Consider the following 22,568-nt stretch of genomic DNA (forward strand, 5'->3'; position numbering starts at 1 on the left):
GTGCAAACTTACACTTTTATTTGTTAACCAATACTCGTGCCAAGATTATATTAATGTAAACTCTTTAAATTCAGTGCTTTTTATCCTTGGAGTTGTTAAATTCTTTCATTCTCTTAAAGGCGTCATCTGTAAGCATATAGTCGGCAACTTTGCGATCCTTCCATCTATGGTAGATAAAAGTAGGCATCAAGATAAAGAAACCTCCAGCGATAGATAGTCCTATAAACTTATGACCTAGAGCTTCATCTATGTTTGCCTTGCAGTAAAACCCATAAGCAAGCATACCCGCAAGAATAAAGAATAATACGATGATAAAAATACGCCTCACTTTATCCATCTAGTCAAAAAATGTAATGGTTATAAAGAAAGCAATAATAGCTAGTATTAATATACTTACCATAGTGATAGCTATCGTTTTAAGAACAGTCTTAAAGACTTTGCTATTGCTTTGTGATTCTTCGGTTTCCAAAATTATATAGGCTTAGTTGTTAAGCTTCAAATTCAATTCTTGCAGTTGCTCATTGTCAAGTGGAGCAGGAGCGTCTATCATTACATCACGACCGCTATTGTTTTTTGGGAAAGCAATAAAGTCACGTATAGTCTCTTGACCACCTAGTATAGCTACAAGTCTGTCTAGTCCAAAAGCAAGACCACCGTGTGGAGGTGCTCCATACTCAAATGCGTCCATTAGGAAGCCAAACTGTGCCTTTGCCTCCTCTTCAGAAAAGCCTAGGTGGCGTAGCATTATAGCCTGTGTTTCTTTATCGTGTATACGTATAGAACCTCCACCTATCTCGTTACCGTTAAGTACAAGGTCATAGGCATTTGCTTTTACTTCACCAGGTTTTGTGTCAAGTAATTCTATTTGACCAGGTTTTGGAGATGTAAATGGGTGGTGCATTGCGTGGTAATGTCCTGTCTCTTCATCTAGCTCAAGTAGCGGGAAGTCTATGACCCACAGCGGTGCAAACTCATCTGGCTTGCGTAGTCCTAAGCGCTCTGCAAGCTCCATACGTAGTGCACTCATCTGTGCACGTACTTTATTAGTCTCACCAGAGAGTATACAAACTAGATCACCTTTTTGAGCTCCTGTTACTTCTGCCCACTTTGCAAGATCTTCTTGATCATAAAATTTATCTACAGAAGATTTAAAGCTTCCATCGTCATTACAACGAGAGTACACCATCCCTAATGCTCCTACTTGCGGGCGTTTTACCCACTCTATAATTTTGTCAATCTCTTTGCGAGTATAAGAGTTACCTCCTGGTACAGCTATACCTACTACAAGCTCTGCATTATTAAAAACACCAAAGTCTTTATGTTGCGCAACCTCATTAAGCTCGCCAAATTTCATCCCAAAACGAATATCTGGCTTATCATTACCATACAGACGCATTGCATCATCATATAGCATACGTGGGAACTTCTCAATCTCTACCCCATTTACTTCCTTAAGTAAGTGACGAGTAAGCCCTTCAAAGATGTTTAAAATATCTTCTTGCTCTACAAAGGCCATCTCACAGTCTATCTGTGTGAACTCTGGCTGTCTGTCTGCACGTAAATCTTCATCTCTAAAACATTTTACAATCTGGAAGTATTTATCCATACCCCCCACCATAAGCAATTGCTTAAAGGTCTGTGGTGATTGTGGTAGTGCATAAAATTGTCCTTCATTCATACGAGAAGGCACTACAAAATCACGCGCTCCCTCTGGTGTAGATTTTATAAGGTAAGGAGTCTCAACTTCAATAAAATCTTGCTCAGATAAATATTTACGAACCTCAAGAGCCACGCGGTGTCTAAAGATAAGACTCTCACGTACCGGCTTGCGGCGTATGTCTAGGTAACGATACTTCATACGTAGGTCTTCTCCACCATCTGTCTCATCTTCTATCGTAAAAGGAGGAGTGAGAGACGCGTTAAGTATCTCTAGTTTTGATACTAATAACTCTATGTCTCCAGTAGCGATATTAGGGTTTTTTGAATCACGCTCAACTACGGTACCAGTAACTTGTATTACAAACTCGCGTCCCAGTTTACGTGCTTCTTCCATAAGAGCAGCATCTGTACGTTCTTGGTCAAAAACAAGTTGTGTCATCCCGTAACGATCTCGTAGATCTACCCAGATTATAAAACCTTTATCTCTAGATTTTTGTACCCATCCTGCTAGGGTTACTTCTTTATTTACATCGGCGGCGCGTAGGCTTCCGTTATTGTGCGTTCTGTACATAATTCTTACTCAGTTTGAGATGTGCAAAAATAGAAATATAACAGGTCATTTTAAGGATAAGTAGCTATAAATGTTATTTCATAAAGCGGTGGGGTGATGAGTACGCTTTCGCGAAAGCGTAATAAGAACCCTCAAAGAAGATTTACTGAAGAATTTTCACATTTTCTTTAGACTCAAAAACCCTATTTATAATTGCTGCGTATTTATTTTTGTAAAATAAATCACGCTATGATTACAACTGTCGAAAAGGAAATAAAATCACTTCAGGAACAATTACTCAACCACCCACTTTATAAACGCATACATACTCCAGAGGATCTTGTTGTTTTTATGGAGCATCACGTCTATGCGGTGTGGGATTTTATGTCACTACTTAAGGCACTGCAACGTGGGTTAACCTGTACAACCTTACCTTGGAAACCGGTGGGCAATCCGGAAACCAGATACCTTATAAACGAGATTGTGCTTGCAGAGGAGACAGATATTAATGCACAAGGGAAAAGGGTGAGCCATTATGAGATGTATCTAGATGCAATGAGAAAGGCGGGTGCAGATACAACAGCAATCACAGCTGTTGTTAATGCAGATTATAGGGCGGAGACACTGGCAGATATTACAGGTCACTTGCCAGAAAGTGTACAGCAATTTTTACAATTTACCTTTGAGGTTATAATGGGTGGTAATCTACACGAGATTGCTGCAGCTTTTACCTTTGGGCGAGAGGATTTAATACCATCTATGTTTACAGCTATCATAGGTGAAATAGAAACGCACTTTCCAGAAAAGGACCTTGCAGATTTTAAATACTATTTTGACAGACACATAGAGCTAGATGAAGATGAGCACGGACCTATGGCTCTTGAGATGGTGAGACAACTTTGTGGTGATGATCAAACTAAGTGGCAAGAGGTGATTGCGGTTTCAAAACGTGCGCTAGAGGTGAGACTTGTTTTGTGGGATGTTATTTTAGAAGAGATTGAGGCGCCATCACTGGTTTCATAGTGAGATGGGAAAGTATAAATGAGACGTATAAAAAAAGCCTGCTAGATGCAGGCTTTTTTTTATATAGTAAGTAGAAGTGTTTACTTCTTGTTTACAGATTTTATATATTTCTCTAGAGCCATCGTCATAGATGGAGTCTCTGGAGTAGGTGCCATAATATTAATCTCAAGCCCTGCTTCTTTGGCTGCTTTTACTGTTGTGTTTCCAAAAACGGCTATACGCGTATTCTTTTGCTCAAAATTAGGAAAGTTCTTAAATAAAGAGTCAATCCCACTTGGACTAAAGAATACTAAGATGTCATAAAAAACATTTTCATATTGTGATAAGTCGCTTACTACCGTTTTGTAAAAAGTAGATTGCATCCATTTTACCCCTAACTCGTCAAGTAATTCTGGCACATTAGGCTTAAACTTATCTGAAGAAGGAAGTAAAAAAGTTTCGTTCTTATGCTTTTTTATGAGTGGTATAAGTTCTGGGAAGGTACGTTTACCTACATAAATCTTGCGTTTACGGTATACTACATACTTTTGCAGGTAGTATGCCACAGCCTCACTCTGGCAAAAATATTTTAAAGTATCTGGCACTTTAAAACGCATTTCTTCTGCGATTCTAAAAAAGTGGTCTACAGCGTTACGACTAGTTAATATTATAGCCGTATAATCTTTAAGATCTACTTTTTGTAATCTTACTTCTTTTCCAGAAACGCCCTCAACGTGTATGAAGGGTATGAAATCTATTTTTACGCGCTGCCTTTCTTCGAGCTCAAAATATGGTGAGTTATCAACCTTAGGCTTAGGCTGCGAAACAAGTATAGTTTTCACTTTCATATTGACTCATTTTTTTAATAAGCCCCTTATTATTTTGTAATTAATTCATACAAAATGAAGTAGGGCCCAATTTCGAGAGTGCAAAAGTACAAAATAAAATAAAAAGGATTTTTAAAAATTTCCTTCCTGTATTGCCTGAGGAGTAAAAATTGTGATACGGTATAAATTGTAATTATCAAGATTAGGGCGCTATAGATAAGTATATGAGGTGGTTCTAGCTGGTAGATGATAAAAGCACTACTTACAAGTGCAAATAACCCTAACATATTTTTAACATTAAGACGCTTGTAAATGAAGGGTTGCATTTTTTTATGGATGTCAAAAGCGTAAGTTGAGAGGCGTTCTGTTAAGAATTTCGCAATTTCGAAGGTCGAGTAGCCAGCAATTATGATGAGAAAAACATCATAATTATCACGTATTAATCTCTCGGTAGAAACGCAAAAGGCGACATAGAGCAATAAGGATATGCCTATGCATTGTATGGTGGCAAGAACTAATTGTAGTGGATGAAATATATACACTCCTCGTGATCTGGATACAATAAAACGATCTGCTCCCGTAATGGTTATAAAGTCTTCAAAACGTTGGGCATATAAAAATTTGGAAACAGCAAGAAAAACCAGACAGGTAACCAGTAAGATGGTTATCCAGTTTTGGTAGGTAATTTCGCGAAGTATGGTTTCCAAAATATACAGTCTTTATAGACCGTTAAAAATACTACAAATTCTTTCAAAAGGGTGCTTACAGGCGTAATGAACTCTCTAAAATAAGTACATTTGCTTTAAACAAGATTATATGGCAAACGCTGTAGTTATTATACCCACCTACAACGAGATTGACAATATAGAAAGACTTTTGCGCAATATATTTGCACTGCAAAGGGCTTTTCATATTCTTGTAGTAGATGATAACTCACCAGACGGTACTGCACAAAAGGTACAGGAGCTTCAAGGTTTTTATAGAGAAAAGTTATTTCTTCTTAATAGAGAAGAAAAGAAGGGGCTAGGTACTGCATATATTGCTGGGTTTAAATGGGCATTACATCAAGAGTATGAATATATTTTTGAGATGGATGCGGATTTTTCTCACAACCCTAATGATCTTATACGTCTATATAACGTTTGCGCAAAAGATGGTGCAGATGTTGCTATAGGTTCAAGGTATGTAACTGGTGTTAATGTAGTAAACTGGCCTATGGGTCGAGTACTTCTTAGCTGGGGTGCATCTAGATACGTACGATTCATAACGCGTATGGACATTTATGATACTACAGCAGGGTTTATATGCTATAATAATAAGGTGCTAAGGGCTATAAATTTAGACACTATTAAATTTGTAGGCTATGCTTTTCAAATAGAGATGAAGTACAAGGCTTACTTGAAGAAGTTTGATATAGTTGAAATACCTGTCATATTTACAGACAGAACAAAAGGAGAAAGTAAAATGAGTTCTGGTATCATTTCAGAAGCTATTTTTGGTGTTATTAAGATGCGCTTGCAGCATTTGTTTAAAAAATAAATATGGAAAAAATATTAATTAAAGATGCACATATTGTTAATGAGGGATCTATCTTAAGAGGAGATGTTCTTATTCACAATGGAGTAATAGAAGAAATTGCAGAGAGTATAAGTGCAAAATCTGGAGATGTCCATATTTTTGATGCCGAAGGGCAATACTTATTACCTGGCGCTATAGATGATCAAGTGCACTTTAGAGAGCCTGGCTTAACCCACAAAGCAAATATAGCTACAGAGTCTCGAGCTGCTGTTGCTGGAGGGATTACTTCTTTTATAGAAATGCCTAATACAAACCCACAAACTACTACTGTTGAGAAACTGGAAGAAAAGTTTGAGATTGCAAGCAAGACATCTGCTGCAAACTATTCTTTTATGTTTGGTGGTACAAATGATAACCTTGATGAGATCTTAAAGGTTGACAAGAAAAGTGTTGCAGGTCTTAAGTTGTTTTTGGGAAGCTCTACTGGTAATATGCTGGTTGATGATGAGGCGGTACTCGAAAAGATATTTAAGTCTACAGATATGGTTATCTCAACCCACTGTGAAGACGAAGAGACTATTAGAGAGAATCTAGCAATATATAAAGAGCGTTATGGTGACGATATCCCTATGAATCTTCACCCTATTATTAGAAGTGAAGAAGCTTGTTACATATCATCTTCTAGAGCGATAGCTCTTGCAAAGAAAACTGGAGCTAGACTTCACGTTTTTCACTTATCTACGGGTAAGGAAACAGAGTTGTTTGATAATAGCATCCCACTAGCCGAAAAGAAGATTACAGCAGAGGTTTGTATACATCACCTTTGGTTTTCTGATGCAGATTATGATGAGAAAGGGTCTAGAATAAAATGGAATCCAGCTGTAAAAACGGCTCAAGATCGTGATATGCTTTTTCAAGCATTGCTAGATGATAAGATAGATGTCATAGCTACAGATCACGCACCTCATACCATTGAAGAAAAAGATAACGTTTACACAAAGGCACCTAGTGGAGGTCCTCTAGTACAACACGCCTTACCTGCTATGCTAGAGTTTTATCATCAAGGTAAAATATCTTTAGAAAAAATAGTAGAAAAGATGTGTCATAACCCAGCGATACTTTTTCAAGTAGAAAAGCGAGGTTATATTAGGAAGGGTTATAAGGCAGATCTTGTGCTAGTAGATCTTAATGCTCCGTGGACGGTCAATAAAGATAACATTCTATATAAATGTGGCTGGTCTCCTTTTGAGGGTACTACTTTTAAATCACGTATCACACATACTTTTGTAAATGGTCGTCTCGCTTATAAAAACTTTAAGGTGTATGATGAACTTTTTGGAGAGCGTCTTACGTTTGATAGGTAATGAGGAAATTTTATATAATCATATCCATTATTTTAGTTGTCACTAGTTGCCAAGAAATTCCAGAAGTTCAAAAGCCAGAAAGCTTTATAGAGCAACCCGTGATGGAAGAGATACTTTATGAATCTATCTTAATTAATGCAGCTCAAGGATATAATATTGCAAAGCTTAAGCTTATAGGTCTCAAGCCAGATACCTATGTATATGATAAATTTAATATAGATAGTGCTACCTATGCTCAAAACATAGCATATTACACTACAGATATTGATGCCTACAAAGCAATGAATACAAAGGTTCTTAACAGAATAAAAGCTCAACTTGCTGTAGATGACTCCATAGAGACTACAGAGCGTAAGCTTAAAGATTCCCTAAGAACAGCTAGAGCAAAGGAAATCCAGAAAGAAAAGCAAGAAAAGGGCACAATAGGAAACAACCCTAATATACCTACTCGCACGGTGACAGATTCTTTTGCGAGAAAATATCGTAGGGATAATTAATGATTAAGATGCTTTGCTACACGATCTAGAGTTACTGTTAGTGCTGTAGGAGTATAGTGAAACGTGCTGCATAGCTTGTCGTTACTATAATTGCTTTCTGTCTGTAGAGATTTATACCCTATGCTTGTAATTTGTCTTCTTTTTACAAAAACACCTTTTACCATATCTAGTGCATTTAGAACTTTGAGAATGACAGTAGATAATGGTTTGCTAGGTGGCTTTAGTTTTAGGGCAGTTGCGATTTTAGAAAAAAGTAACTTGTACGAAACTGTGTGCCCTACTGCAATATAACGCTCTTGTTGTATGGAGCTATTCATTGCGCTTATCATAAGAGGTACAAGATCTTTAACATCTATCACACCGGTAGACCCAGTAGGGAAGTACGACTTTTTTTTAAGTACATAAGAAAAGAGTTTCCCGCTACCAGTAGTATAATCTCCTTCTCCTATAATAACCCCGGGATTGAAAATAACGGCCACAAGTCCTTCTTCACTGCCGCGCCAGACTTCCATTTCGGCACCATTTTTTGTGAGTGCATACACAGAATTTTGAGCATCTGGGTCCCAGTAGTTTTCTTCTGTAATGGGATTGTTTGGTGTGCCGGCTAGTGTAGCAATAGAGCTTAAATGAACGAGTTTTTTTACAACAGTACTTAAACTTAGGTTTACAACATTTGCTGTTCCTTCTACATTTACTTTTGTGAGTTCGTTAAATCGATAAGGATCAAAAGAGATCAAAGCTGCACAGTGATAAACGTGAGTTACACCTATAAAGGCAGCACTTAGGGCAGGTATGTCTGTAATATCTCCCAGGGTCCATTCTATAAGGTGTGTGTGTGATTCCGCTTTCGCGAAAGCGTAATACGCAAGCACCTCTTCCTTTTTATGCTCGCTACGATATAATGCACGCACGCGTTTGCCACTTTCTATAAGTGAGAGGAGTAGGTGTCTACCTACCAGACCTGTGCTTCCGGTGATTAAAATCATAATGTAAAGATACACGACACGAGGGTAATGTGAGTAGCTCTGTTATATTGTCTTTTTCCAGAAAAAGGATGATCACAGGTGGTGGCTTATTTTTATATTTGCTTTTGCAGTTAAAACGATAAGATGATCAAGAATTTTGTAGAAGAATTAAAGTGGCGTGGTATGGTACACGATGCAATGCCACAAACAGAAGAACACTTAATGGAGGCTATGCGCTCTGCTTATGTAGGTTTTGACCCTACTGCAGATTCTTTGCACATAGGTAACCTTGTTCCTATTATGCTACTAGCACATTTTCAGAGAGCTGGGCATAGACCTGTTGCGCTTGTAGGTGGTGCTACGGGTATGATAGGAGACCCATCTGGAAAATCTTCTGAGCGTAATCTTCTCGATGAGGAGACTCTAAGACACAATCAAGAATGTGTGCGCAAACAGTTATCACAGTTTTTAGACTTTACATCTGGGGCAGAGAACCAAGCTCTTATGGTAAATAACTATGACTGGATGAAGGAGTTTTCTTTTCTAGACTTTATACGTGATGTAGGGAAGCATATTACAGTAAACTATATGATGGCAAAAGATTCTGTAAAAAATCGCCTTACAGGTGAGAGTGCAGACGGTATGTCATTTACAGAGTTTACTTACCAGATGGTACAGGGATATGACTTCTTGCATCTATATAAAAATAATGACTGTACGTTACAGATGGGTGGTAGTGACCAGTGGGGTAATATCACTACAGGTACAGAGCTTATACGTCGTATAGCTGGAGGAAAGGGCTACGCGCTTACGTGCCCACTTATTACTAAGTCTGACGGAAGCAAATTTGGTAAGTCTGAGGGTGGTAATGTGTGGCTAGATGCAAATAGAACATCACCTTATAAATTTTACCAGTACTGGCTTAATACGAGTGATGAAGATGCGGCTAAGTACATTAAGATATTTACCTTCTTAGATCGTGAAGAGATAGAGGCTCTTATTGAGACTCACAAAGAAGCACCACACCAGCGAGCTTTACAAAAGAAACTTGCAGAAGAGGTAACAACTACGGTGCACGATGAAGAGGCTCTTAAAAAAGCAATTGCAGCTTCAAATATGCTTTTTGGAAAAAGTACGAGTGAGGATTTAAAATCTCTAGACGAAGCTACGTTTCTAGATGTTTTTGAAGGAGTGCCTCAAGCAGAGATTGCAAAAACAGAGATTGAAGCCGGTCTTGATATGATTGCCGCTCTAGCCGAAAAAACAGGGTTTTTAAAATCTAATGGAGAAGCTAGACGTGCACTTAAAGAAAACTCTATATCTCTTAATAAGGAGAAGGTAGGAGAAGATCGTACTATACAATCTTCAGATCTTATAAATGATACATTTATACTACTACAAAGAGGTAAGAAAAACTACTTCTTAATACGTGCTGTATAGTGCCTAATAGAATTGTTATATAAATGAAAACCCCAGTGTTCTTAAAAGAGCATCTGGGGTTTTCTAACTAACTAACCAATCTATCATTAAGTCGTATTTAATTCTTAGTCCTTACAGATTGCCACTCTATATCTGCTTTTTTCTTTAGGCTTTCTGCACCCTCTTCATTCCACTTATCAAGGGTGTTAACTCCCCAAGAGTTGTAAAACAGGTATAACTTGCCATCTCTTATCTCAAAGGTTTCTGGATCTACACTTACTTTTTTACCTTTATCTGCTATCGCATAGGCACAATAGCCACCATACTGGGGGATAAAGTCTTCTGGAGCGGCTTTAAAGCGATCTAGGTTAGCTTGACTAGCAAACTTAAACTTAGCCCCATCATAGGTAGTTGTAAACTTTTTATCGCCCTCTGTAGCTTTATTGTTAAAATACTCGGTAACGTCATAACCTTCGGCAGCATAGCCTTTTTTAAGATTGTAATCTGTCTCTTGAGCGCTGGCTGTGAGGCTCATTAATGCTATAATAAAAAATGTAATTGTTCTCATAAGAAGTATTTATGTGTCTATACCTACGCAATTTAAGTCGCAAGAGTTTTGAGATAATTACAACTTCAAAGTGTTGTTCTTAAAGCGCCATAAGATTGCACCCGCGTATGTCTGAATTATCAAACCTGCCTATCACGCTAAAACTGCCATCCTCGTAAACTTTACCTAGATCTTGAGTTGCTATAAATGAACACGAATTTTTATTTGCGAGATCTATTATGTTAAGTCCGCCGCTTTTTGAGTCTGTGAGTAGTGTAAGTGCATCTTCTGTATCGCGTGTGTAGACTTTCATCCACGGCGGAGTGGTAAAAACCCCATCGCCAGAAGAATATCCTTGACTTAGTAGCTCTGTCATACCATACTCGCTATGTATTTTTTCTACACCAAAACCTGTGCTCAGTATTTTATGAAGTTCTGGGCGAATTATCTCTTTACGTCTTCCTTTCATACCGCCCGTTTCCATAATAATGGTGTTGTTGAGGTTAAAAGTATGCTTTTCTACAAGGTCTAAAAGTGCAAATGAGACACCTATAAGAAGGACTTTCTTTTCTGAGGTGTCAAGTGTTACTAATTTTTTTGCCAGCTCGTCAAGATTGTTAAGGTAAAAGCCACTGTCTGGATGATTGCTACTTTTAATTAAATCATCTACCATATAAATAAGCGATGATCCAGATCGTTCTAAATAGGACGGTAGCAGGGCTAGTATTACGAAGTCTGATGGGGTTCCGTACGCTTTCGCGAAAGCGGTTCTAAAACTATCTTCATACAGGCTTAGATCTGTCACGTGATGTTTGCTGGTGATGCTGCCAGTAGTGCCGCTACTGCTAAAGGTGATAGCCGGCTCTGCATTACCAGAAATGATAGTGCGAGACTTAAAAAACTGTATAGGTAAAAACGGAATGTCTCTACTTGACGTTACCTCACTAGGGTGTTTGTAGAGTAAATCACAAAAAGATCTATACACGCTATTATGCTCAAACTGATACCTGAATGTCGCGAGCGCCTCCTTCTCAAATTGCTCATTATTTGTGATATTTAAAAAGGTTTGCTGAGGCATTTATTAGAATTTGAGCAAAGATATAAAAGAAAAAACGCCCTCCATAAGGAGAGCGCTTTATAAAGGTTGTATAAATGTATTCTTTATTTAATTACAAGCTTTGCTGTAGTTGAGCTTGTAGCATCTGCTACTTGTACTACATATACTCCAGAGGCAAGCGCACTTACGTCTATAGGGTTTGCAGTAGTTGTCTCAATTACTTTCTTACCTGTAATCTCAAAAATAGACACGTTCATTGCTGTATTAATCCCAGTACTTATCGTGATTTGATCACTTGCAGGGTTAGGAAACATAGCGATAGTTGCAGCGGTAGTTTCTCCTATGCTTAAAAACTCTTCAAAATCTGTTACATCACGAGCAGTGATAAAGTAATCTCCATCATTGCGTTCTGTGATGATACCAGATATGTTTTGAGCCTCCGTAGGTACTGCGTTACCTATATAATCTGCATCAAAGAATGTTGTTCTAAAAGTGTATGCACCTTCTGGAGTAGTAAGTCCGTACTCTGCACCAGTTACCCAGTCTGTATTTGTTGCAGTGTCTATTGTAGCTTCTGTAAGAGTTACGTACTCTGCCTCATAATCATTAGGATTTGCAGCGAGTTCTGTCACTGTTACCATTTGTGCAGTAATTGTGTTTCCGGTAGAAAATGCATCTCCAGGATCCTCACTAGGAACAAATTGTAGCATTCCTTGAAAAGAGCTTAACGTACCTGTAAGACCTACTATACCATCACCTACGTTATATACCGTAGTTAAAGTTCCTGCGCTGTCATCTATTAAGATGGCAGCTGTATCATCTTCAATAAATTTTTGATTTCTAAAATCTTGTTGGAAAGTAAGTAGTGCTTCTCCAGTAAGTGTGTAGAGTGTTCCTTCTGTACCTGCTCTTAGATCTGCTAGTGTTGCAACTTCTGTTGCCTCTACAGCATCTGCTTCAATATCTGCAGCATCAAGAGCTGTGATGAAGTACTCTCCGTTATTACGTTCATTAATAATACCAGATACATTTGCTTCTTCTGTAGGCACTACTTCACCTATATAGTCTACATCAAAAAATGTAGTTCTAAACACATAAGATCCGTCTGTATTAGTCATTGGGTACTCTTGACCATTTACCCAAGATGCATTTGCAGAGTTGTCTATAGTAAGACCTGTTATTCTTACATACTCAGACTCATAATCATTAGGGTTTGCAGCTAGTTCTGTTACAGTTACCTCTTGTGGTGTAATAGTGTTTCCTGTAGAAGTTGCTGCGCCAGCGTCTGCGTTTGGTATAAACTGTGTCATTCCGTTAAAGTCACCTAGAACTCCTGTAATACCTGTAATACCATCTCCAAGATTATACATAGTAGCTATAGTTCCTGCACTGTCATCTATAAGAATAGCACCTGTGGCATCTTCAATAAATTTTTGATTTCTAAAATCTTGTTGGAATGTAAGTACAGCTTCTCCGGTAAGGGTGTATTCTTCACCTATTGTTCCTGCTCTAAGTGCTGCAATATCTGCAACTTCTGTAGCTGGCTCACAAGCTGGTGTTGTAACATCTATAGAGAGCATACAGTCTGTACTTGTTACTTCAAGTGTTATTGTTGTGTTTTCAGAAACGTCTGTAAGTGTGATTGTTCCGTTTGCTGTAGTTGTAGGGTCATCTCCTCCTACAACGCCTCCACCGCTTGTAATAGCTACAGTATAAGTAGCGTCTCCACCTCCAGTATAAGGTATCATAACGGTTGTGCCGTCTGTACCTGTAGTCTCAGTATCACAAGTTGCTGTAGCGGTACCAAGTACTAATGAGCAAGCTGGTGGAGTAGTAGAGTACGTACCTATTGGCCAAGGATTTGTAGCGTCTGCTTGAGTGGTGTCATCATCATTTGCATTAGTCCCACTATACGTAAAGCTACCTACCATAAATGTAGTGCCGTCAGGTCCAGTACCGCTTACACGATAAGCCCAGCCGTCTTGATATTCCCAAGCTTCACCTGTACCATCTGTATCTAGATCTCCATAAACATCTATTTGTGTTCCTTGTAGTGTTCCAGAACCGTCATCTGCCACGTTATCATAAAGAGCTATAGAATCATCTCCATTGTTATTTGCACTATTTGAGGTGAAGTCTGGAGTAAACCCAAAAAAGGTCATAAAATCATCTTCATTTGTAGAGATGTAAAAGTAATCTCCAGCGGTAGCAGACCCAGAAAAAGCAAACTCCACTTCAGAAATGCCATTTCCGTTACTTGAGTTGCTAAAACCGTATGTGCTTAAGTCTGCAATATCATTAAGTGCATAAATTTCTATTGCTTTTGGAGTACCTCCTGTAAGGTTTCCATCAAAGATACCTGTAATCACTAGGTCTTGTGCGAAAACAGTGCACGATGCTAGAAATAAGGTAATTAAAAGAGTAATTTGTTTCATACTGTAGTGATTTGATTAGGCTATAAATTTAATTAAAATAGGAGGTAGTCGTTAATTTTGCTTTCGCGAAAGCGTAAGATTTAACGCAAGCTTAATATGGTTCAAAGAATTACAATTTAATTTGCAAGCTAGTTGCAGTGGCAACAAAAAACATCAAAAAACGTATATTTACAAAACGACTTAACCGTAATTACAATGAAAAAAAAGGACCTTAAAATTTTACTAGTAGACGATGAGCCAGACATCTTAGAAATCGTTGGGTATAATTTGTCAAATGAAGGATATCAGGTAATTACTGGGACTAATGGTCTAGAGGCTGTAAAGCTTGCAAAAAAACACCAGCCGCATCTCATAATACTAGATGTGATGATGCCAGAAATGGATGGTATAGAGGCTTGTGAAGTAATACGTTCTAACAAAGATCTTGAACAAACCATCATTACCTTCTTTACTGCAAGAGGAGAAGATTACTCTCAAGTAGCAGGTTTTGACGCAGGTGCAGATGATTATATAACAAAACCTATTAAGCCTAAAGTACTACTTAGTAAAGTAAAAGCGTTACTACGTAGATTTAAAAATGAGGAAGCTCCTTCTCAAATAACTAAGGTGGGTAAACTCATTATAAACCGAGAAGAGTATAAAGTTTTTAAGGGTAAGGAAGAACTCTCATTACCCAGAAAAGAATTTGAACTACTATCACTACTTACTTCAAAACCTGGAAAAGTATTTACCAGAGAAGATATACTTGATAAGGTATGGGGACTTGAAGTTGTAGTAGGTGGACGTACGATAGATGTACATATACGTAAGCTTAGGGAGAAAATAGGTGACGAATCATTTAAAACTGTAAAAGGTGTAGGTTATAAATTTGTGATCTAATGGCCTCAGATGTAAAACAGCCGTACTCGTTTGCACTTATAACGGCGGCTTATATTACGGTGCTTTTTGCACTACTTATTTTAGCTCTTGAATTTATACAAGACAGCGAGCCTGTGTGGTGGCTGGTCTTTGTGGGGATTCTAGTTTGCTATGTATTGTCATTTTTACTTATTCATTTTAGAACGCAACTGTTTATATTTAAAAAAGTAAGGGAGATTTATGATAATGTAAAGCTCTTAGAAGATGTAAGCCTCACTGCAGATAATATTACTACAGATATGGCCTCACTTTCTGAAGAAGTAGAGCGTTATGCTAAGAGTAAAAAAATAGAAATAGAATCTTTAAGAGTACAAGAAGAGTATCGTCGTAACTTTTTAGGCAATGTGGCTCACGAGCTAAAAACACCTTTGTTTACCGTACAAGGATATATACTTACGTTACTAGACGGCGCTATAAAAGATAAATCTGTTAGAAAAAAATACCTATCTCGTGCAGAAAAAGGTGTAGATCGCTTGATTTACTTAGTAAATGATCTTGATATGATTACTAAGTTAGAAGTGGGAGATCTTAATATTAATTATGAATATTTCAATCTTGTAAAGTTAATTTACGCAACTTTTGAGATGCTAGAAATGGAAGCTGCAAAACGTAATATAACACTTGCCTTTGACGATTCTTATGCAAAGAAGGTAATGGTTAATGCAGATAGGGAACGTATACAGCAATTACTCACAAACTTAATAGGAAACTCTATAAAATACGGTAAGGAAAACGGTACCACAGAAGTGAGTATACAAGATTTGATTCAAAACAAATTACTTATACGAGTGACAGATAACGGGGAAGGAATTGAGCCAGATCATCTACCACGCTTATTTGAGCGATTTTATAGAGTAGATAAGTCTCGCAACCGTAAGGTAGGAGGATCAGGTCTGGGGCTCTCTATTGTTAAACATATCATTGAGGCGCACGAAGAGAAAGTTTATGTTGAAAGCGAGTTTGGCGTGGGGTCTGAATTCTCGTTTACGCTCGAAAAGGCCGAAATTATCGAGTAAATCACTAGCCTCTATACCCTTTTCAAAACCTGGGTAAACAGACATTTTAGATAAATCCTTAGTTTTAAACTCATCTTGAACTGCAAAAGGTGCAATTTTATTTTCTTTTAACAAAGCCGCAAGATACTCCTGCTCAGACTGTCCTGGTGTAGGGATAAAGAATGCCTTTTTCTTCATCACAGCTAGATCCATTATCGTCGTATAGCCAGATCTTGCTATGATATACCCACTTTGATTAATCACCTTTTCAAGCTCCTTAGTAGTAAGGAAATTAATTACTTTAATGTTAGGCTTAGTATGGGTGATGGTTTTTTCATCTTCAGGTTTACCTCGTACAATTAAAAACTGCCCATTGAGCTTTTTGAAGTTTTTTGTAATAATCTCTTCTAGCATAGAGCGCTGTGGCTCTGGTCCAGAAAGCACAGCTGTTGCTGTGTACTTTAACTCTTCTGGCCTTGCCTTCATCCTGCTTAAGGGCCCTATGTATCGCGTAGGTATTGATAAGCTTTTGTCTGGGTGGCCTAAAACTCCACTTAAATTAAAATCACCTTTAAGATCTGGAACCCAGCACTCATTAAAGCGCTCTAGATACTTCTTATGTATAGCTGTAGAGATTTTTGTAGTGCTACCACTTAGCACCTGTAACTGGTGACTTATGATCACACAAGGCACTTGATTTGTATACAAACCTAGGCGGTTATCAGAGATAACTCCATCTATATTTAATGCCGGGATGAGTTTTTCTAGCTCTTTGTGTTCGCTACGTATACTTTTACGTATTGATGGTAAATTAGATATAAGCTTGCGTTTAAAGTTTTTACCCTTTTCTGCGTACTCAATCTTATAAGATGGCAGCGAGACAAAAGAAAGTTTTGGAAACTCCTTTTTAAGTAATTTAAGCGCATCACCATCACTGGCTATGGTAACCTTATGATTTTGAGATAAAAGCGCATTAATAATAGGGATACAACGCGTCGCGTGACCCAATCCCCAGTTAAGAGGAGCAACTAGTATGTGCTTATTTCTTTTCACATTGCAAATATCTATCTCTTAGACGTAGTAAAAGTTTCCTTAATTTTACCAAAACATTAAATATACCTGTGGGAAGTAAAAATAAGCTTAAGAGATTCCGTGAGAATGAGACATTCTCAAACGTAGTACAGCCGTCTAGAGAAGAACTGGTAGATGGAACTTTTCCTCTTAAGGGTAAGTGGAATTCAGATTTTTTCAAAAATGATAACCCTATTGTAGTAGAGCTGGGCTGTGGTAAAGGTGAGTATTCTGTAGGACTTGCAGAGAAGTATCCAGACAAGAATTTTATAGGTATAGACATCAAGGGTGCACGATTTTGGCGTGGAGCAAAAACCGCTCTAGAAGACAATCTTGACAATGTAGGTTTTATGCGCACGCAAATAGAGCTTATTGAGTACGCTTTCGCGAAAGCGGAAATAGATGAGATATGGATCACCTTTCCAGACCCTCAAATCAAGTACAAGCGCACTAAGCACCGTATGACTAATACAGAGTTTCTCCAAAAATATAAGAATGTTTTGAAGGAGGATGGTTGTGTGAATCTCAAGACAGACTCAGAGTTTATGCACGGTTACACACTGGGATTACTACACGGTGAGGGTCACGAGATTTTAGAAGCAAATCATAATGTGTATAAAAACGAATACTCGCCAGAAGAGGTTGTGGGGATTCAAACTTTTTATGAAAAACAATATCTAGAACAAGGAAAACCAATTACTTATATTAAATTTAGAGTCAAGTAACGGGCACCCTTGGAGACAACCAAACTTTTTTTAATAACCTATTTTGCAGCGCTAGCCGGAGTGATACCGCCTGGGCTAATAAATATGTCTGTTGCAAAAACGTGTGTTGAGCGTGGTCGCAATAATGGGCTGCTAGTTGCTCTTGGAGCTTCTTTTGTTGTGGTTTTTCAGGCACTTATAGCCGTATTACTTGCGCGCTATATTTTTGGAAATCCATATGTGCAGAGTATGCTATTGCGCACAGGTCTTGTGATTTTCTTAATAATGGCCATCTTTTTCTTTGTAAAAGCAAAGCAAAGCAAAGTCCCTAAGGTGAAAATATCAAAAAATAGAGGTTTAAAAAGTCTAGGTAAAGGGATGGCTATCTCTGCACTTAATGTATTGCCTATCCCTTACTTCTGTGCGCTGGGTGCTGCGCTTAATGTAAGCGGTAAGGTAGAGTATGATGTAGTGGCAATTGTACTGTTTGTAGTTGCTGCCGCTGTAGGCACTTTTAGTGCGTTATATCTTTACGTTCTTTTCTTTGCTCGTATCCAAAATAGAGAGAGCTCCTTTGCTCGCTTTTCAAACTATTTTATGGCTGGACTTATGGTCATACTTATGTTAATTACACTCGTACGCACCATCTACTTCGAATGAATTACGCTCCAGAGACAGAAAACTTTTTTCAAAAGGTATATGCCGTAGCAGCGTTAATACCTTACGGTAGAGTAACGAGTTATGGTGCTATTGCAAAGTATCTAGGTGCTGCACGTAGTAGTCGTATGGTAGGTTGGGCAATGAATGGTGCTAGTAATCATCCAGAAGTGCCAGCACATAGAGTTGTAAATAGAGTAGGACTCCTTACTGGTAAACATCATTTTCCGCAAACTAACTTAATGCAGCAATTACTTGAAAATGAAGATATAGAGATTAAGGATGATAAGGTGGTTCATTTTAAAAAGCACTTTTGGGATCCTATAATTGAGCTATAAATTACAGATTGTTAGTACTAGTTTTTACAATAGACAATTTGAGTAGATTAGTGTGCCAGTTTCTATTTTAAATTATCAAATATTTTGAAAATCCAAGTATTGGAAATTACCCCTATGCAGTTGTATCTTTGCATTTAGAATTAGTCTAATTAAAGGCTGGTTTTGAATTGCTTAATAAAAGATGAAATTACAAAAGAAAGATATTCTCGAGGCTTTAAAAACTATTACTGCTCCAGGTGCTGGAGAAAATATGGTAGATAGTGGCGCAGTTACAAACGTTCTTACATTTGGAGATGAGGTAATTGTAGATATCACTATAAACAACCCTACACTACAAGCTCGTAAAAAAGCAGAGGTTGATATTATGAAAACCATACACGATAAGGTTTTTGATAAAGCACAAGTAAAGGTAAATGTAAAAGTTACTGCTCCCGCAAAGGAAGATAAAGTAGAGATTAAAGGAAAAGCGATACCTGGTATAAAAAACATCGTAGCTGTAGCCTCTGGTAAAGGAGGTGTGGGTAAATCTACTGTAACGTCTAACATTGCAGTGACGCTTGCAAAAATGGGCTTTAAAGTAGGTATTCTTGATGCAGATATTTATGGGCCATCTGTGCCTATTATGTTTGACGTGGCAAATGAGAGGCCACTCTCTGTAAACGTAGACGGAAAGTCTAAAATGAAACCTATAGAAAGCTACGGGGTAAAAGTACTCTCGATAGGATTTTTTACAAAACCAGATCAAGCAGTTATATGGAGAGGACCTATGGCAGCAAAGGCGCTTAACCAGATGATTTTTGACGCAGCCTGGGGAGAGCTAGATTTCTTACTTTTAGACTTACCTCCTGGTACGGGTGATATACACTTAAGCATTATGCAATCACTACCTATTACAGGAGCTGTAGTAGTAAGTACACCACAAAATGTGGCACTTGCAGATGCAAAGAAGGGTGTGGCAATGTTTAAGCAAGAGAGTATAAATGTTCCTGTTTTAGGAATTGTAGAAAATATGGCTTACTTCACACCAGATGAGTTGCCAGATAATAAATATTACATCTTTGGTAAAGAAGGAGCAAAAAACCTCGCCGAAGATTTAGGTGTACGTTTACTAGGTGAGATTCCATTAGTACAAAGTATACGTGAGGCAGGAGATGTAGGACGTCCAGCAGCATTACAGGCTAACACGCCTACTATGGAAGCTTTTGATAACTTGACAAAAAATGTTGTTGAGGAGACTGTGCGTCGTAACACAGACCTACCAGCTACCGAAGCAATTAAGATTACCACAATGGCAGGATGTTCTGCCGTAAAGAATTAATTATGAGCGCAGCAGAGTTAACACAAAAAGTAGAGGATGCCCTTGAGGAGATTCGTCCTTTTTTACAGAGTGATGGAGGCGATATAACACTTCTAGGCATAGATGATGATAAGATAGTGCGAGTACAGTTGCAAGGCGCTTGCGTAGGTTGCTCTGTAAATCAAATGACCTTAAAGAGCGGTGTTGAGATGACCATAAAAAAACACGCTCCGCAAATTGAGCAAGTGATAAACGTTGTTGCGTAGTACGCTTTCGCGAAAGCGTAAATAGATAAGCAAATGATTAAAACAGATATTCTTATAATAGGAGCAGGACCTACAGGTCTTTTTACCGTTTTTGAAGCAGGATTATTAAAGCTAAAATGCCACCTCATAGATGCTTTACCGCAACCGGGAGGTCAGTGTGCAGAGATATATCCTAAAAAACCTATCTATGACATCCCTGCATTTCCAGAAGTACTTGCTGGTGATCTTGTAGACAACTTGATGAAGCAAATCGAGCCTTTTCAACCTGGATTTACACTTGGAGAGCGTGCACAAACTATAGATAAACAAGAAGACGGTAGCTTTATAGTAACGACTAATAAAGGAACAAAACACCACGCACCTGTAGTTGCAATTGCAGGAGGTCTAGGGAGTTTTGAGCCTCGTAAACCACCAATTTCAAATATAGCTAGCTACGAGGACAAAGGAGTAGAGTACATCATACGTGATCCAGAGTTATACCGTGATAAGAATGTGGTTATTGCTGGCGGAGGTGATAGTGCTCTTGACTGGAGTATCTTCCTTGCAGATGTGGCGAGTGAAGTGACACTTGTACACCGTCGCAACGAGTTTAGAGGTGCGCTAGATAGCGTAGAAAAAGTACAAGACCTCAAAAACCAAGGTAAAATAAAACTTATCACACCGGCAGAGGTTGTTGAGGTGATAGGTGAGGGTGCAGTAAGTGGTGTCTCTATAAAACAAGGAGCAGAAGTTTTTACTAAGGATTGTGATCACTTTATACCATTATTTGGGCTGGCGCCTAAACTGGGACCTATTGCAGACTGGGGCCTTGAGATAGAAAAAAATGCAATCAAGGTAGATAATACGCTCGATTACCAAACTAACATACCAGGTATTTATGCCATAGGTGATGTAAACACATACCCAGGTAAGCTTAAACTTATACTTTGCGGTTTTCACGAAGCTACGCTTATGTGCCAGAGTGCATTCCAGCGCATATTTCCAGACAAGCGTTACGTAATGAAGTACACCACTGTAGGTGGCGTAACAGGTTTTGATGGAACTAAAAAAGAAGCGCCAAAAGCGGTTGTAAAAGCAATTGAGTAAGCTCACAGTAAGAGGTAAATAAAAGCTATGCCAGCAGATATTAAGATAACTATAATAGACCGTGACGGAGTATCTCACGCTATAGATGCTCCTACAGATATGAATATGAACCTTATGGAGGTTGTGCGCTCTTACGAGCTAGCTCCAGAAGGTACTATAGGTGTTTGCGGTGGTATGGCTATGTGTGCTTCTTGCCAGTGTTATGTAGAGAGTGATCACGAGCTCCCAGAAATGAGTGATGATGAAGATGCAATGCTTGCCGAGGCTTTTTATGTAGAAGATAATAGTAGATTGGGCTGCCAGCTTCATATCTCAGAAGAGATGGAAGGGTTAAAAGTGCGACTTGCGCCAGAGTCATAAATCTAGAATAATTACATTTTCTTTACAACCTATACTTGATAGGCTGTTAGTGCAGTGGGGCCTTCTAGTAACTCCCTCACTACTTGTAGTGTGCCACTCTCTGAGGTGGCAATATGCCATTTTATAAGCGAGATAGCTCCACTGTCGACTTCTAAGCCGGTTATACTCCTTGGGTGGACACAACTCCCATCATTAAAGAAAGCAATGTCTCCAGGCTCAGGAAAACGCGGCCTGTGTGTATGTCCTACTATTGTAAGAAGATTGCTATTATCTGTAATCCATTTTTTAATACGACGCTCTACTTTTATAAGTTCCTTATAATTTTTTGCTGGACTAGTAGGGTCAGAGATACCAAAGATTTGTAGGGGTTTCCAGAGTACACGTACTAGAAATCTATTAAAGCGCCAGCCGTGATAGTTCATCCAGTCTGCTTGATGACCGTGACATAAAAACAATTCTTGATGGGTGTCTTGATGTTTTAATACAATGGCCTCGTGATACTCGAGATCTTTAAAGAGTACTTCTTCTCGGCCATCTTTGGGGTCAAAATACGTGCTTAGATGCTTTTTTACGTAATTTTTATCCCTGTATACCATATCGTGATTTCCCCATATTAAATGAAGCCTATTTTCAAAATGGAACTTTTGTAGAAGGCGATATACATTTTTATGAGCCCTTAAAATACTTTCAAAAGAGGTGTTTTCCCATAGCTCATCTCCATCACCTAGCTCACAATAGGTAAATCCCTCATTGTAGTAATGTTTGAGCGCGTGGTAATAAATGTTTTCATTACGGGCAAAATCATCTGCAAAGCTTTTGTCACCACGATGACAGTCAGAAAAGAATACAAGCTTATCTTCATTAGAGAATGAAATTCTTCTCGCTTGCTTGTAAGCTCTGTCTAGACGTTGTTTTGTTTTCACAGTTTAAATATCATAAAAAAGACTGAGATAGTGGGGGTGAATGATACCGCTTTCGCGAAAGCGTAAAAAACCACTTGAGCCTACACCACATTTTTGTTGTCTTTGGACAAGTG

General features: G+C 38.3%; 23 protein-coding genes and 1 pseudogene. 14 read left to right on the top strand and 10 right to left on the bottom strand.

What is annotated here, in order from left to right:
- Window positions 1–70 precede the first annotated feature (70 nt).
- A complete protein-coding gene (locus Q0948_RS11750; RefSeq protein WP_035326970.1) occupies window positions 71–337 on the bottom strand; it encodes a hypothetical protein in 267 nt (88 codons plus the stop codon).
- A gap of 144 nt (window positions 338–481) precedes the next feature.
- Complete coding sequence (gene aspS, locus Q0948_RS11755) at window positions 482–2,230, bottom strand: aspartate--tRNA ligase (RefSeq protein WP_298352832.1); 1,749 nt, start codon at window positions 2,228–2,230, stop codon at window positions 482–484.
- Between the two features lie 228 nt (window positions 2,231–2,458).
- On the opposite strand from aspS, the gene Q0948_RS11760 reads away from it, so the two are divergent.
- Complete coding sequence (locus Q0948_RS11760) at window positions 2,459–3,232, top strand: DUF3050 domain-containing protein (protein WP_298352836.1); 774 nt, start codon at window positions 2,459–2,461, stop codon at window positions 3,230–3,232.
- An 80-nt stretch (window positions 3,233–3,312) separates the two neighbouring features.
- Here the strand turns inward: Q0948_RS11760 and Q0948_RS11765 are convergent, their stop codons facing one another.
- A complete protein-coding gene (locus Q0948_RS11765; protein ID WP_298352839.1) occupies window positions 3,313–4,059 on the bottom strand; it encodes a uroporphyrinogen-III synthase in 747 nt (248 codons plus the stop codon).
- A 29-nt stretch (window positions 4,060–4,088) separates the two neighbouring features.
- On the bottom strand, window positions 4,089–4,745 hold the full coding sequence (locus Q0948_RS11770) for a DUF4271 domain-containing protein (protein ID WP_298352841.1): 657 nt from the start codon (window positions 4,743–4,745) through the stop codon (window positions 4,089–4,091).
- A gap of 109 nt (window positions 4,746–4,854) precedes the next feature.
- Between Q0948_RS11770 and Q0948_RS11775 the strand changes: the two genes are divergently transcribed.
- Genes Q0948_RS11775 through Q0948_RS11785 form a run of 3 tightly spaced genes read left to right on the top strand, consistent with a single transcriptional unit; the run spans window position 4,855 to window position 7,417 of the window.
- Entirely contained in the window at window positions 4,855–5,577 is a 723-nt protein-coding gene (locus Q0948_RS11775) for a polyprenol monophosphomannose synthase (protein ID WP_298352843.1), read from the top strand.
- Window positions 5,578–5,579: 2 nt separating this feature from the next.
- Entirely contained in the window at window positions 5,580–6,920 is a 1,341-nt protein-coding gene (locus Q0948_RS11780; RefSeq protein ID WP_298352846.1) for a dihydroorotase, read from the top strand.
- Complete coding sequence (locus Q0948_RS11785; RefSeq protein WP_298352849.1) at window positions 6,920–7,417, top strand: DUF4296 domain-containing protein; 498 nt, start codon at window positions 6,920–6,922, stop codon at window positions 7,415–7,417. The genes Q0948_RS11780 and Q0948_RS11785 overlap by 1 nt, the downstream gene beginning before the upstream one ends.
- Here Q0948_RS11785 and Q0948_RS11790 read toward each other — a convergent pair.
- Window positions 7,414–8,403 (bottom strand): NAD-dependent epimerase/dehydratase family protein, encoded by a 990-nt coding sequence (locus Q0948_RS11790; protein WP_298352852.1) that lies wholly within the window; start codon window positions 8,401–8,403, stop codon window positions 7,414–7,416. The genes Q0948_RS11785 and Q0948_RS11790 overlap by 4 nt on opposite strands.
- Before the next feature lie 123 nt (window positions 8,404–8,526).
- Between Q0948_RS11790 and tyrS the strand changes: the two genes are divergently transcribed.
- Window positions 8,527–9,822, top strand: a complete 1,296-nt coding sequence (gene tyrS / locus Q0948_RS11795) for a tyrosine--tRNA ligase (RefSeq protein WP_298352854.1) — start codon at window positions 8,527–8,529, stop codon at window positions 9,820–9,822.
- A gap of 97 nt (window positions 9,823–9,919) precedes the next feature.
- Here the strand turns inward: tyrS and Q0948_RS11800 are convergent, their stop codons facing one another.
- The 3 genes from Q0948_RS11800 to Q0948_RS11810 form a co-directional block, all read right to left on the bottom strand.
- The gene (locus Q0948_RS11800; RefSeq protein WP_298352857.1) at window positions 9,920–10,369 is read right to left on the bottom strand and encodes a YHS domain-containing (seleno)protein; all 450 of its coding nucleotides are present in this window, start codon (window positions 10,367–10,369) and stop codon (window positions 9,920–9,922) included.
- A gap of 79 nt (window positions 10,370–10,448) precedes the next feature.
- A complete protein-coding gene (locus Q0948_RS11805; RefSeq protein WP_298352860.1) occupies window positions 10,449–11,426 on the bottom strand; it encodes an acyl transferase in 978 nt (325 codons plus the stop codon).
- An 83-nt stretch (window positions 11,427–11,509) separates the two neighbouring features.
- Complete coding sequence (locus tag Q0948_RS11810) at window positions 11,510–13,840, bottom strand: DUF5689 domain-containing protein (protein ID WP_298352863.1); 2,331 nt, start codon at window positions 13,838–13,840, stop codon at window positions 11,510–11,512.
- A gap of 195 nt (window positions 13,841–14,035) precedes the next feature.
- On the opposite strand from Q0948_RS11810, the gene Q0948_RS11815 reads away from it, so the two are divergent.
- Window positions 14,036–14,719, top strand: a complete 684-nt coding sequence (locus tag Q0948_RS11815) for a response regulator transcription factor (protein WP_298352866.1) — start codon at window positions 14,036–14,038, stop codon at window positions 14,717–14,719.
- On the top strand, window positions 14,719–15,774 hold the full coding sequence (locus tag Q0948_RS11820) for an ATP-binding protein (RefSeq protein WP_298352868.1): 1,056 nt from the start codon (window positions 14,719–14,721) through the stop codon (window positions 15,772–15,774). The genes Q0948_RS11815 and Q0948_RS11820 overlap by 1 nt, the downstream gene beginning before the upstream one ends.
- Before the next feature lie 105 nt (window positions 15,775–15,879).
- Here Q0948_RS11820 and Q0948_RS11825 read toward each other — a convergent pair.
- Window positions 15,880–16,806: pseudogene (locus Q0948_RS11825) on the bottom strand (glycosyltransferase family protein); the annotation flags it as partial.
- A 68-nt stretch (window positions 16,807–16,874) separates the two neighbouring features.
- On the opposite strand from Q0948_RS11825, the gene trmB reads away from it, so the two are divergent.
- From trmB to Q0948_RS11860, 7 genes are all read left to right on the top strand, one after another.
- Window positions 16,875–17,549 carry a tRNA (guanosine(46)-N7)-methyltransferase TrmB gene (trmB, locus tag Q0948_RS11830; RefSeq protein WP_298352870.1) on the top strand — a complete coding sequence of 225 codons (675 nt, stop codon included), beginning with the start codon at window positions 16,875–16,877 and terminating at the stop codon, window positions 17,547–17,549.
- A 60-nt stretch (window positions 17,550–17,609) separates the two neighbouring features.
- On the top strand, window positions 17,610–18,188 hold the full coding sequence (locus tag Q0948_RS11835) for a LysE family transporter (protein WP_363317843.1): 579 nt from the start codon (window positions 17,610–17,612) through the stop codon (window positions 18,186–18,188).
- Entirely contained in the window at window positions 18,185–18,523 is a 339-nt protein-coding gene (locus tag Q0948_RS11840) for an MGMT family protein (RefSeq protein WP_298352876.1), read from the top strand. The genes Q0948_RS11835 and Q0948_RS11840 overlap by 4 nt, the downstream gene beginning before the upstream one ends.
- Window positions 18,524–18,704: 181 nt before the next feature.
- Window positions 18,705–19,841 (top strand): Mrp/NBP35 family ATP-binding protein, encoded by a 1,137-nt coding sequence (locus Q0948_RS11845; protein WP_298352879.1) that lies wholly within the window; start codon window positions 18,705–18,707, stop codon window positions 19,839–19,841.
- A gap of 2 nt (window positions 19,842–19,843) precedes the next feature.
- Window positions 19,844–20,086: a NifU family protein gene (locus tag Q0948_RS11850; protein WP_298352880.1), complete on the top strand. Its 243-nt coding sequence runs from the start codon at window positions 19,844–19,846 to the stop codon at window positions 20,084–20,086.
- Window positions 20,087–20,119: 33 nt separating this feature from the next.
- Window positions 20,120–21,172 carry an NAD(P)/FAD-dependent oxidoreductase gene (locus Q0948_RS11855; protein ID WP_298352883.1) on the top strand — a complete coding sequence of 351 codons (1,053 nt, stop codon included), beginning with the start codon at window positions 20,120–20,122 and terminating at the stop codon, window positions 21,170–21,172.
- A 27-nt stretch (window positions 21,173–21,199) separates the two neighbouring features.
- Window positions 21,200–21,532: a 2Fe-2S iron-sulfur cluster-binding protein gene (locus tag Q0948_RS11860; RefSeq protein WP_298352886.1), complete on the top strand. Its 333-nt coding sequence runs from the start codon at window positions 21,200–21,202 to the stop codon at window positions 21,530–21,532.
- Between the two features lie 29 nt (window positions 21,533–21,561).
- Here the strand turns inward: Q0948_RS11860 and Q0948_RS11865 are convergent, their stop codons facing one another.
- Window positions 21,562–22,455: a metallophosphoesterase family protein gene (locus Q0948_RS11865; protein ID WP_298352889.1), complete on the bottom strand. Its 894-nt coding sequence runs from the start codon at window positions 22,453–22,455 to the stop codon at window positions 21,562–21,564.
- Window positions 22,456–22,568: the final 113 nt, after the last annotated feature.

This window comes from uncultured Dokdonia sp. (assembly GCF_947496725.1).
Classification (GTDB): domain Bacteria; phylum Bacteroidota; class Bacteroidia; order Flavobacteriales; family Flavobacteriaceae; genus Dokdonia.